Below are 13075 nucleotides of genomic sequence, written 5' to 3'. Positions count from 1 at the left end.
TCAAGCCTCATTCTCAAGAATATTTTTATTTCTTATCAGCTCGACAAAAGCCTCAGCCCGGGTTCTTATAGCTTCAACGTCAGAGCCTGCATACTCCGTGTGTATCTCAAGCAGAGGCACACCTTCTACTTTCAGTACATTCTTTGTTTCTCCGGCTTTGAAGGAGAATGCGTCGCAGTAGCGCAATGTGTGATATAATACCCCCTGTGCCCTGTGGTCCCTGATAAGCTGCTTCAGGTTTTTGAGCCGCCTGTCTGTTTCCAGGTCCAGAAAGGGAAGTGCAGCATGAGGAACGCGGTTAATATACGCACCTGCTATCCCTTTTATAGATGCTTCCCTGATATTTACATCAAGTGAAGGATTAAGACCTGACCATAGATCATCGCCCACTATTCTTCCCCCAACCTGCTCTATGATATTTATCAATTTTGTATCTCCCGGTGGAATTATGCTTCCTGATATCAGGATACGGGCATCTCCATTCAGGTTTCCAATTACGGGTTCACCATGTTTTTCTTTCAGTTCAGTCAGCAGTTCCTGCAACAATGAAAGATACTTTTCCCTGTCGAGGTAAAATCCTGCATGTACTATATCGAAAACCTCGCGCCATTTTATGGGCTGGTGTTCTATTGCCTGGTATTTGTATAATTGTTTCAGGGATTTTCTGATGTCATTATAGAGCTTGATGGATTCTGATAGCTTGTTCGAATTAAGCTCAGTTCCTGCAAATACTTCCAATTTCCGTGTGAACGATTGCAGTTCTTTCCTGAAATATTCCTGTCCTTCGGGCTCAGAGAAATGCTTTGGTACTCCAAGTATCAGCGTATTCACCTTAAAATAATGTTTTATAACTTCTGCCACACGGTATGTTTGCAGGCAGGTTGCGTCTACTGCGACTATATCCGAATTTATAATATATGGGTCTTGATTCCGGGCAAAAAGCCCTACAAGTTCTCTTGTATAAACACAATTTTTTGTTGAGATGTATCTTGCGCCAATTTCAACTAACCTGTCGTCTCCACCTGTTCCCAGCCTGATCGGGATCAATCCCAGTGCGTAAATGATCTCTTCAGGGATATTGTAGTTGAACCAGCCGGCGACTTTAGCTCCTTTTTCTCTTGCTTTTACAAGCTCCCGGGGTCTTTCCTTTACAGCCTGATTTATTTTTTCTAACGTTTCCAATACCATTGTTATACCTTTCCGCTGTAGTTTCTTGCAAGTACTGCTGCCCCAAGCGCTCCGACTAACTGAGGATCATATTCCGGTGCCACTATTTTGGCTTTTAGCACTTCTTCAAGTGCAGATCTCATCCCTATATTTTTTGCAACCCCGCCTGAGAAGAAGACATCACTTTCGACGCCAACGCGCGAAAACATGCCTGATACCCTGTTCGCAATAGCATGGTGTATTCCTTTGAGGATATTCTCTGGTTTTTCTCCCCTGGCCAGGAGGGAAACAGTTTCTGATTCGGCAAATACGGTGCATGTGCTGCTCATAGGAACGATTTCTTTTGCCCGCAGCGCTAAAGAACCAAGATCATTAAGCTTGACCTTGAAAACATTAGCCATCACTTCAAGGAACCGGCCTGTACCTGCTGCGCATTTATCGTTCATGGCAAAATCCACGACATTTCCATCCTTATCCAGGCGTATTGCTTTGCAATCCTGCCCGCCCATGTCGATAATTGTTCTTGTGGTCGGATGCAGGTAATATGCGCCTCTGGCATGACAGGTTATCTCTGTCACAGTCTTGTTTGCATATGGCGCTGAGATCCTCCCATAACCTGTTGCGACGATATATTTCAGGTCTTCACGTTTGAGGTTTGCTGACTCCAGCGCTTTCCGGAGAGCGAGCCGTCCATTCTCTTCCGTATCTATTCCTGTTGGAATCAGCCCATAGCCAGCTATCGAACCATTTGATATGATCACTGATTTGGTCGTCAGCGAGCCTACATCTACTCCGGCAAATTTTGGTATGTTATCTGATTTTGTTGTCATATATCCTCCTGATAACACTCTAATCCCTGTTCTTATAATACACTTTAGAAATCAGCAACTGTCGCCTATTTTATTCCGGATTCTGCATGGTTGCGGCAATAATTTCCCATTCAATTCTGTTTCTTGTGTTTCTTGTTTTCCACGAAAGTATAGATCGCCAGCATGCCAAATGGCACTATAAAAGCAAGGAAAATCGTATGGACACCAAAAGAATCCCCTATCATTCCGGCAAGTGTAGGTCCTGTTATAGAGCCCAAGGCATTACCAAAAGAAAAAAAACCCGCTATCTTACCTTTTTCTCCATCAATATTTCCAACTTCTGTAAAATTGATCAGGGTTATAAGACCGGTGCCTACGCCATTTATCAAAGAGGCTACAGCCAGCGCAATAGAATCAGTTCCAATTCCTAAAAGAAGAAGTGAAAAGATAGTTGTAATGTAAGCAAATAAATATAAACCATTATTGTTTTTCTGAAGGTATGTCCCCCCGAAGAATACAACAAACAATGTGGACACCCCTTTTATAGAGATAAGCGCTGCAGCTATGCCCGGAGATAAACCCAGGTCTTTGATCGCCAGCACGATTATAAAGGTTGTAAAGGTCATGAAAAATGCGGAGTTCAAACCATTTTTTATAGTTGCGCTAACAAGAAGCCTGTTTTTTGTAAGAGACTTATAGTGGTTTGAAGTATCAATGAAGCTAAAAATTTTTGGTTTTACCTGCGAAGTATTTTCGCGGTACAGGCGGGAGGATATGATAACAAGCGGTAAAAGCAAGAATGCACTTGTTAATACAAAATAGCTTGTATAACCCATGGCTAAAATCGCTATTCCTCCGATTAATGGACCGATCAATGCCGATCCTATGGTTATTGAACCCTTAAAATAGCCGGCTTTACTGGCTCCAATAGTGTTCATATGTTTAAAAAAATCAGCATTATTTGAAGTTGTCCTGATAGTTTTCGATATGCCATAGAATAACATTATTAGCAGGAGAAAACTGGCATTTGTTGCAAATGAAATGGAAATTATTATCAAAGATCCGAATATACAACTTACAGAATACATCTTTTTTGAGCCAAAATAATCTATGAGAAACCCAGCAGGTAGAACTATAAGTAAATCCCCGATCCCTGTAAATCCTTTTATCAGGCCGATTTCAGCAGACGTTGCATTGAGACTGAGAGCATACACCGGAATGATAAAATTCATCATGCCAACGGCAATCCCTGAGCTGATGTTCACAAGCATAAAATTGAAGAGAAGTTCATTTCGCTCAAGAAATTTCATGGCCAAACTCTGAAAAGAAAATATATATCCCTATAGAAATCAGCAAGAATTGTTTTATTTATTCGGAAAAACGAACATTTGAGGCAAGGTTCCTGTATCGATACCGATGGGATAAAATCCAACTTAACCAACTCCTGAAGATAATACAGTTCTTCCACCTTTTGCTGACCACACGAACACACCCGTTATTACCAGCGCAAGCACAAAACTCGCAAAAAAGCCGGCTGTGAACCCTGCTACGGTAATGATCATACCGGTCACCAGCGGGCCCATCGAGTGCCCGATATCCATTGTTGATGAAAGGGCTCCCATGGATGCGCCGATCTCTTCCCTTCTGGCAATATCGGCGACATACGCGCTTGTAGCTACTGTGGACAGTGAAATGCCAAGGCCTGTCCCGATACTGATCGCGATGAATTGGGGGAAGGATGAAGAGAGAGAAATGGCTCCAATCGATATCCCTGACAGGAGGAGACCCGTGCATATCTGCAGGCGCTTATCAATGCGATCAGCGATCCAGCCGAATACTGGTTTTGTGGTCGCGATCAGTAACACCTGCACCGCAAAAATGATGCCGATATGGTACGGATCAACAGCCCTGGATGCGAGGAATAGCGGCAGGAATGTTTCGAATGTTCCGAATGCAAAATAGGTCGCCATATCGACAAGAGCGATAGCACGAAGCCTGCGGTGGGAAAAGAAATCAACAAAGCTCTTCCTGAATATCGACAGGGTGATAACTTTCAGTGGTCGGTCATTTCTTTCCCTGTAGAACAGGGTCATCACAAAGACAGGAAATGCAGCCAGCGCGGCAGCAACATAGACCATCCTGAACCGAAAAATACCAGGGTACGCAGCAAAGAATGAAAGGATCATGCCGCCAGCAATGGGCGCAAATGTCCGGCCGATCAGGGTTGAGGATGCATACTTACCGAGCATCTCTCCTTTTTTGTCAAAGAAGCGTTCAACAATGATAGCAGAGATGACAGGCCCCAGGATCGCAGTCGCAGTACCATGAAAGAACCGGACAGGGATCATCCAGAGGGGCGCTTCAATGAACAGGTATAGCAGCGGAGCGACCAGGAATATCGCCCCCGCAGTGATAAGCAGGCGCCGCCTTCCGAGACGGTCCGAGAGAACACCCACCGGAAAGCTGAACAGGATGCCGGCAAATGGCGAGATGGCGGAAATCAGGCCGATCACTGCATCGCTTGACCCGATCGATTGCATAAAGAGGGGTAGCACCGGGTTTTTCGAGATAGTGGTTGAAAAGATCGCAAAAAAACCCAAAAGAGAGATATAGTACATCAATCTGCAGTCAGTGGACGTCGGTGCTTGTGGTTCATCGGGTTCCGGGATCGAGAGCTTCAATTTATTACTCCTGTAAATGTTTGGGCTATCAGGCTGCATCTTAACAAAGCTGTTTGTATTGATGTCCGGAATGGCAGTATCGAGTCCCGATATTATTTCTTCACTATTTTTAACTGTTTTTCAGACTACTCTACTCTAATTCTTTTCCGATGCTCCACCAATCCGCCATCAGCCAGTATCTCGCGAAGGAAATCAGGAAGTTTCGTCGCAGTATATACTGTACCTTCATGAACAATTATTCCATTCCCCGGATCGATTTCAATAATATCTCCTTCTTTACAATCGATCTTAGCTTCAATAACAGGCAGGCCCACATTGATTGCATTCCTGAAAAATATCCTTGCAAATGATCCTGCCACGACACAGGCTACTCCCGCATATTTTAATGCCAGCGGCGCCTGTTCGCGGGATGAGCCGCATCCGAAATTCTCACCAGCCACTATTATATCGCCTTTTAGCACCTTTTTTGAGAACTGCGGGTCTATTCCTTCAAGGACATGCGCTGCGAATATATTCAAATCAGTAGTGCGCAGGTATTTTCCTGGAATAATTACATCAGTATCTACATTGTCGCCGAATTTCCACACTTTTCCGGTGATCTTGTTAATATTAATATTATTTTTATTAAAATAATTATTGATCGTCATATCAAAACCTCCCTCGGATCTGCTATCTCCCCACGCAATGCGCTTGCTGCTGCTGTTTCAGGAGATGAGAGGTATATCAATCCCCCGGCGCCCATGCGTCCCTTGAAGTTGCGGTTTGATGTGGAAAGGCACGTCTCGCCTTCGCATATCACTCCCTGGTGAGCGCCTAAGCACGGCCCGCATCCTGGCGGCACGATGACCGCACCTGCTTTTAGAAGAGTTGTAATTATTCCGGAGTTAGCGGCTTTTAGAAGTATTGAACGCGAAGCAGGAAGCACAATTGTCCTGACTTTCACATGCTTTTTGTTCAGGATATTTGCAGCAGCCTGGAGGTCTTCATATCTTCCATTTGTGCACGAACCTATGAAAACCTGGTCAAGCGGTGTCCCGGCGACTTCGCTTATGTTGAAAACATTATCGACTTCATGCGGTTTTGCGATCTGCGGCTCAAGATATGAAACATCATAATACAGATCTTCGCAGTATGTTGCGTTGTCATCAGAATAGACCGGCTCGTATTTTTCTTTTGCCTTTCCCTTCAGGTAATCAAACGTCTTTTCATCTGCAGGCACAATACCGGTTTTTGCCCCCATTTCTATGGACATATTGCAAAGCGTCATGCGCTGAGCTATCGACAGATTCTGGATCGTTTCTCCGTAATATTCGATGGCTTTATAATTAGCCCCATCGGTTCCTATGTTTTTTATGATATTAAGTGTCAGGTCTTTTGCCGATACCCCTTTTGGGAGTTTTCCATCAACCGTTATCTTGATCGTCTGCGGCACGCGAAGCCAGAGTTTTCCGGATACGAAAACTTCAGCCATGTCAGTTGCCCCGACACCTGTTGCAAACGCCCCGAAGGCGCCGTAAGTGCATGAGTGCGAATCCGCTCCTATTATTAGTTTTCCAGGCATGGCAAATCCATTTTCAGGAAGCACCTGATGGCATATCCCTTCACCTATATCAAAGAAGTTAGTAATTTCCTGTTCTTGAACCCATTGTCTTATACCCTGATGCAGTTTTGCGCCGGTATCTGTATGAGCAGGCGTATAGTGATCAAACGGTATGATTATTCGCCCCGGATCCCATACTTTTTTTGCACTCATCTCTTTGAAGGCTTTTACTGCAAGCACACCCGTGCCGTCATGCGCCATTGCATAATCAATACTGGCAATCACAAAATCATCTGCAGCGGCTTGTTTTCCGGCTGCGCGGCTGAGTATTTTTTCGCTGATCGTTGGCATGGTTATTTGCCCATTGTCTTAGAGCGGATATTTAGCACTATAGATATCAGCAAGTATTGTCTCGTTTATTCGGAAAAGCGAAGAGTAGGGGCAAAATGATTATGTATATTTCAAGAAATCTAAACTCTGTTCGGTTCGTTTAACCTTTTATAAACTTTTTTCAGCATATAATCCTTTACGACCTCTGCAACCACGTTATCATCCATAATTTTTGCAAAAATCTCTTTATTTTGTTCCATTCTTTCTATCAATTTGTTGATGAAGACGTCCTGGAATCCGTATTTAAAATTGCCAATAGTATTGGTTTTTGCTTGTTTTGATAATGTTTCATCTGATACGAGTTCTTCTTCGATCTGGTCAAAGAACAGTTTATCAGCATCTGTAAGCGGTTTCCCAAATCTATCATTGAATACGTTTATGATCTGGGAAAGCGCCGCAAATTCCTCTTTGTCCTTTTTTGTGCCAGCTTCTGTAGTGGGTTTTAGCTCATATTCCCCACCTTTTTCAAGAGTAATACTTCCTTCACTGATTTTCTGGAGCCTGTAATATTCAAGAGCGACTTCATCATTCAATTTTAACTTCTCTGACATTCCCTTTTTAGGAAGTTTATTGGCAAGCAAACGCCCATAAGCATAAAATTTTTCAAGCTCTGCATCTTGAAAAGGCATAATTTGTGATAAGAATGAGTAAAGACGCAAGTAAACTGTTAAAGTATGTTTGAAATCTTCCTGGACTTCCTCTTTTTTGATGGCTTTATAGCGGTCAACCGCCGGGTCGATATAAGCATTTAATTGAGCAGAATCCCTGTCGGTGCGAGAGCCACTTTTCTTGAAAAAAACATTGCAGAAAGCATCAATTTCCGATTGCCAGATGACTTGCGTTCCTTCCAATTTTGTTTTTAGATCATAAAGCTGGTTTGGATCGGTCGTTTCTGCCAGGAATGTTTTTTCGTAATACGGTTGGAAAGAGTCCAAAATTTCTTGAGTATCATTAACGAAATCAAGAATAAAGGTATCTTCCTTGCCAGGGTAAATCCTATTTAATCGTGAAAGGGTTTGAACCGCTTTAACTCCTGATAGTTTCTTATCAACATACATTGTGTGAAGTAACGGCTGGTCAAATCCTGTCTGGTATTTATCCGCAACCAATAACAGTTGATATTCCATGGTATTAAATTTATCCGGGAGTTCTTTTTCACCGAAACCATTTATGTCAGATTCCGTGTGAAGTATCCCGAACTCATCTTTAAAAGCTGAAAAAGCAACAAGGGTTTTTATTTCACTATATCCTTTTTCTGTTATATATCGGTCAAATTCCTGTTTATACCGAACAACATGAGGGCGTGAAGCTGTAACCACCATTGCTTTGGCTTTTCCCCCGATTTTCTTCATTGTGACCTGGCGGAAATGTTCAACTATAATTTCTGTTTTTTGAGCCAGATTATGCGGATGAAGGGATACAAACCTTGCAATGGCCCTGGTCGCTTTTTTCTTATTTATTTTAGGGTCATCTTCGATTTGCTTGGATAGTCTGAAAAAGGTCTTGTAGGTCGTGTAATTTTTTAATACGTCCATAATAAAACCCTCTTCGATAGCCTGGCGCATTGAGTACAGATGGAATGGTATCGGTTTACCTGTTGAATCTTTTATGCCAAATACCTCAAGAGTTTTTGGCTTTGGTGTGGCAGTAAATGCAAAGAAACTCAAATTCTTGTGCTGTCCTCTTGATAACATTGATTTTCTGATCTCATCTTCTGTATCTGACCCTGTGTAGGTTTTTTCCCTCTCTTTTCGGGCTGCATCTTCCAGATTGCCTGTCGTAAGAACCTCTTTTAGTTTTTTGGCAGCCTCCCCGCTCTGCGAACTATGTGCCTCATCCACGATTACCGCATAATTCCTGGCAGGGATCTGCCCGATTTTCTCTATGATAAAAGGGAATTTCTGCAATGTCGTAATGATAATATTTGTTCCTGAACCAAGCGCTTCTGCCAGTTGATTGGAATTCTTATCAATTTTCTGGACAACTCCCTGCTTATGTTCAAATTGATATATGGTATTCTGCAACTGCTGGTCTAATACAAGCCTATCGGTAACCACAATTACGGAATCAAATACCCTTTTATCGTTTTTATCATGCAGGCTTGATAAGCGGTAGGCGAGCCATGCAATAGAATTGCTCTTACCACTGCCTGCCGAATGCTCTATCAGGTAATTTTTTCCTGGTCCGTTTGTCCTTGCATCATCTTCCAGCTTTCGGACAACATCTAATTGATGATGGCGCGGAAAAAGAATGCTTTCCTGCTTGAATATTTTCCCTTCAAATTTGTATTCTTCAACCTGTAAATGAAGAAAACGACTTAATATATCCATCCAGCTATCTTTTTCCCAGATATATTCCCACAGGTAAGATGTTTTGTAACCATCCGGATTTGGCGGATTTCCTGCCCCTTTGTTATAACCAAGATTGAACGGAAGGTATTTTGTTTTTAACCCATCAAGTTTCGTGGTCATATACACTTCATCAGTGTCAACTGCAAAATGAACCAGGGCTCTTTTCTTGAACTGGAAAAGCAATTCCTTTGGATCCCTGTCGTCAATAAACTGTTTTTTGGCGTTTGTTACATCCTGTCCTGTAAATCGATTTTTAAGCTCAACCGTTGCAACAGGCAGACCATTAAGACAATGAAGCATATCAACAGATTTTTCACTATTTGGACTGTATTTTACCTGTCTTGTTACAGTTAACTTGTTGAGTTTGTACAGCCTCTCTGCTTCCGGGTTTAACCCGCTTGCAGGTTTGAAATAAGCCATTTTATAGCGGACGCCGTAATCAATGAAGCCATTTCTTAAAACATCCAGGGTGCCCCTGTTATCAAGTTCTTTTGTGAGGCGCTGTAATAGTTTTGATTCCAGAGCTTTGCCATGTATTCCGAGGGATTTTTCCCATGCTTCAGGCTGGCTTTCCTGCAGAAAAGCAAAAATCGTTTTTGTGTCAAGAGCCAGCTCGCGGTTGAAATCATCGGGATTTCCTTTCAGATATCCGCCTTTTTGGAGCAGGCTGCTTTCAATTGCTTCTTCAAAGGCTTTTTCAGTGTGTATTGGTGTTGGAATCGGTTTCACGACCTCAGAATTCTTATTTTTTATAATGAATGGAAAAATTCCTTCTTAACTTTATTGCAATTTTATAATAGTCTTCTTTATTATAAATTTATCTATAACCTCTTTGATATTTTTAATTTCTTCTGGAAAAAGGAATATTTGCATAAGTAATCAACCACAGAGTACACCGAGAACGCAGAGGGTTGCCATTTTTCTCTGTATACTTTGTCTCTGTACTATCATAACCGCTAAAACTATATAGTTTATTCCTAATATACTAGTAATAATTATGTATGAAAGAAGCATTATCGAGAGAAACCCATGGTGGACATCGGGAAGCGTGCCTGAAGAGCTTATTGGTATTAACCGCAAGGAATACATTGGAAAAATAACGGAGCGTTTAAAAGACCAGAAGATACTTGCAATCCTTGGTATCAGGAGAAGCGGCAAATCAACGCTAATTTATCAATCGATCAAGTATCTTCTTGATAATGGTACTGACCCAAAAAAGATATTCTACATAAATGCAGATGACTTCGAGAAGCCTGGAAGAGCGAACCTTGAGGAAGCGCTTGATTTCTGCCAGCAGAATAATATGGTTTCCCTGAAAGATATAAAAATCTATGTTTTCATTGATGAAATCCAAAATATCAGGGGATGGCAACAGCTCTTGAAAAAATATTATGACCTTAAATATGCTTCAAAATTCATTGTTTCAGGCTCATCTTCCAGTCTTATTTATAAGAATTCATCGGAAAGCCTTGCAGGAAGAATTAGCTTTATTGATGTTTTCCCGCTTACATTCAGGGAGTTCCTGCAGTTCAATAACTTAGAGGTACAAAAGGCAGAGCTTCAATTTAAATCCCTGGAACAAATGTATTACAGGCTTTCCCCGAAAATCAACGAGATAGCTGGTTTCCTATCGCAGTACCTGAACGTGGGGGGATTCCCGGAATGGTTCGATATAAAGAATGAGGAGACCTGGTTCAAAATACTGTCAGAGGAGTATACAAGCCTTCTTATCTACAGGGATATTGTAAGAATTTTCAGGATTCGCGACCCGCTGCTCCTTGAATCCGTCTTCAGGTTCGTATCCGCCCATTCAAGCGAGCGTTTCAGTTATCTTGGGATCGCAAAACAGAATGACGGGGACAAGGAGACCTCAAAACAATATGTTTTCCATCTCGCCCGATCACATCTCATCAATCTATCAGATTTTTATACAAAAAGCAAAAAGGCTTCTGAGCGAAAGGAAAAAAAAATATATTTTTGCGATATGGGTCTAAAGAATTCCATCGGCGGGCGCCAGGATATCGGTTTTGATGCCGAAACTTGTGTATATCTGCACTGCCTCAAGCATGTTTCCGGCTACCCCATGGGAAAAATATTTTACTGGCTTGATAAGAAAAAGAACGAGACAGATATTATTATGAGTTATGGGTCTGAATTAATTCCGGTTGAAGTAAAATACAGGTCTTCTATTGATGATTCGGATTTGAAAGGGATTTTGGGTTTTTGCCATGATTTTAGTGTTAAAAATGCGTATGTTGTGACAAAAACGCTAATGGAAGAAAGGGAGATAGATGGTGTGATGGTTTCATTTATCCCGTTATGGTTGTTTTTGCTGGTGTTTTGAGGTCAGGTTCATCTCTGTTATAGTTCACAAATCGGTTAGGTATAAATACACGCATGAAGGCACTTAATATTATGGCACACAAGACTCTAACAATTTCAGAAGAAGCATATGAAGCTCTGGCTGGGCTTAAGAAAGAAGGAGAGAGCTTTACTGATCTTGTAAAACGTATCACTGCGCCTCTTCGCAAGAGAAAGCTCAGTGAATTTGCGGGTATGATAAAAGATGAAAACTTTAAAAAGGCAGCGCTTGAAGCAAGGCATTTTAAAAGTACCAGATTACAAAGATTGAAGCTATGATCCTTTTTATCTTTCAGGACAGTATTTGTGCGCGCGCCCGGTATTCTATGTCGCCTCTCTCACATCGATTTTTCCTGTTACGATTTCTGAAATCAGGGCGGTGCGGTATTCTTGCAAGAGAAGGAGTTCTTTTTCGATTATAGAAACGGCGCTGTCTATTTTGGCGGATTCCAATTCGATAAGCTTTACAATATGTTTTTGTTCTCCAATCGAAGGAATTAGACAAAAAACCTCCTTTAGCTTTTCTCGTGTTAAATGAGCTATGCTTACTCTACTGACAATCGAATCAAAGTAGCCCATTTGCCCATACAAGAAAAATAAATATAAAAAATAGTGGGGGTTATTACCATCCAACATTGTAACTTTATGAACTGAATTTTGAATGTAGCACTCTTCGATTATATTTTTCCAAATAGCAGTTCTACCAACTTCACCACCTTCACTAACCAATAAATCATTCAATTTTACTCTATATTGTTCAAGTTCTTTTTCAGAGAACCACATTTGTTTTATATCATCTGCATTAACTTTTTGCCAACCAATATTTTGAGCACGCAGATATGGTTTATAAAAATAACCACCCTTATCATCACTTGTTAGCATTTTTCCTAAGACTACCTCTGCAACATATTTCAATTTTTTCACTTTCCAATGCTCCGGCACCTCCCCCAGCCACTCAATCCCCGAATCCTTCATCGGGGCATCAGGGTTCAGACCCTTTGTTACAGCCTGGTTGATGACTGCGGCGCGCTCCTCTTTGAGCAGTTCGATCATTTTTTGTTTTTTTTCGATGAGGGAGTCTATTTTCCGGGTGCGGTCGTCGAGGAAAAGGGAGATGGATTTTTGTTTACCTATGTCTTTTGGGTAACAGATAAAAAAATCTTCAAGAAATGAGTTAGTTACTCTTTTTTGTCCAGCGGCGCCGGTCATTGAAGCTTCGCCTAACTTCATAAAAATATCAGATTTCGTTAAATAATATAATAACTCTTTAATAATATTTTCCTTTGGTCTTAGAACGTGAAATTCAGTTGAGCCAAATCCAACTTTGCTTCCTAAATTTTTAATTAAAGCCCCTTTGCCGTTTTCAAAACAAGGAGTAATTTTAGCCACTATAATATCATTTTCCTCAAAATATGTGAATCCGTTCCATAAATCCTTTATTGGCTTTTTAATTTCTATATCAATTTTCCCATCTTCAGAAACTTTCTCCATAGGCAAAAAGGTAACCAAATCTTCTGAGTTTTTATCAAACTTAGAATTTGATTTAACAGGATTTATATATGATATCCATTTCAACCTCTTAACTTCCCAATGCTCCGGCACCTTCCCAAGCCATTCCACGCCCGAATCCCTATACGCAGGGTAGGGCTTCCAGCAGCTGGCTGGCGCGCCTGTAGCTGCATTCTGTTTGAGTTCTGCGCTCATTGCGCCGCCTCCTTCTCTGTTACTGAAGAAAAATGCCACTTATATCTGATTTTATTGGTTGAATTATCAACG

At 41.5% G+C, this 13075-nt stretch carries 10 protein-coding genes; 2 read left to right on the top strand and 8 right to left on the bottom strand.

Features of this window, described 5'->3' with window-relative positions; all coding sequences use genetic code 11:
- The 7 genes from CL181_RS11760 to CL181_RS11730 form a co-directional block, all read right to left on the bottom strand.
- Complete coding sequence (locus tag CL181_RS11760; RefSeq protein ID WP_097299502.1) at positions 1-1188, bottom strand: 2-hydroxyacyl-CoA dehydratase subunit D; 1188 nt, start codon at positions 1186-1188, stop codon at positions 1-3.
- Positions 1189-1190: 2 nt separating this feature from the next.
- Positions 1191-1997, bottom strand: a complete 807-nt coding sequence (locus tag CL181_RS11755; protein ID WP_097299501.1) for an acyl-CoA dehydratase activase — start codon at positions 1995-1997, stop codon at positions 1191-1193.
- 110 nt (positions 1998-2107) lie between these two features.
- Positions 2108-3286, bottom strand: coding sequence for an MFS transporter (locus CL181_RS11750; protein ID WP_097299500.1), 1179 nt, complete (start codon positions 3284-3286; stop codon positions 2108-2110).
- A 123-nt stretch (positions 3287-3409) separates the two neighbouring features.
- On the bottom strand, positions 3410-4657 hold the full coding sequence (locus tag CL181_RS11745; RefSeq protein ID WP_217993164.1) for an MFS transporter: 1248 nt from the start codon (positions 4655-4657) through the stop codon (positions 3410-3412).
- Positions 4658-4782: 125 nt separating this feature from the next.
- Positions 4783-5304 (bottom strand): 3-isopropylmalate dehydratase small subunit, encoded by a 522-nt coding sequence (locus CL181_RS11740; RefSeq protein WP_097299498.1) that lies wholly within the window; start codon positions 5302-5304, stop codon positions 4783-4785.
- The gene (locus tag CL181_RS11735) at positions 5301-6548 is read right to left on the bottom strand and encodes a 3-isopropylmalate dehydratase large subunit (RefSeq protein WP_097299497.1); all 1248 of its coding nucleotides are present in this window, start codon (positions 6546-6548) and stop codon (positions 5301-5303) included. Before CL181_RS11735 ends, CL181_RS11740 begins: the two co-directional genes overlap by 4 nt.
- A 119-nt stretch (positions 6549-6667) precedes the next feature.
- Entirely contained in the window at positions 6668-9667 is a 3000-nt protein-coding gene (locus CL181_RS11730; protein ID WP_217993163.1) for a type I restriction endonuclease subunit R, read from the bottom strand.
- Positions 9668-9935: 268 nt separating this feature from the next.
- Here CL181_RS11730 and CL181_RS11725 point away from each other — a divergent pair, with 268 nt between their 5' ends.
- Entirely contained in the window at positions 9936-11282 is a 1347-nt protein-coding gene (locus CL181_RS11725) for an ATP-binding protein (RefSeq protein ID WP_097299496.1), read from the top strand.
- Between the two features lie 71 nt (positions 11283-11353).
- The gene (locus CL181_RS11720) at positions 11354-11578 is read left to right on the top strand and encodes an antitoxin VapB family protein (protein WP_097299537.1); all 225 of its coding nucleotides are present in this window, start codon (positions 11354-11356) and stop codon (positions 11576-11578) included.
- A gap of 45 nt (positions 11579-11623) precedes the next feature.
- Here the strand turns inward: CL181_RS11720 and CL181_RS11715 are convergent, their stop codons facing one another.
- Complete coding sequence (locus CL181_RS11715; RefSeq protein WP_097299495.1) at positions 11624-13003, bottom strand: restriction endonuclease subunit S; 1380 nt, start codon at positions 13001-13003, stop codon at positions 11624-11626.
- Positions 13004-13075: the final 72 nt, after the last annotated feature.

It is taken from the genome of Candidatus Methanoperedens sp. BLZ2 (assembly GCF_002487355.1).
GTDB lineage: Archaea > Halobacteriota > Methanosarcinia > Methanosarcinales > Methanoperedenaceae > Methanoperedens.
The sequence above is the reverse complement of the archived record's forward strand: the minus strand, read 5'-3'. Positions and strand labels throughout refer to the sequence as shown.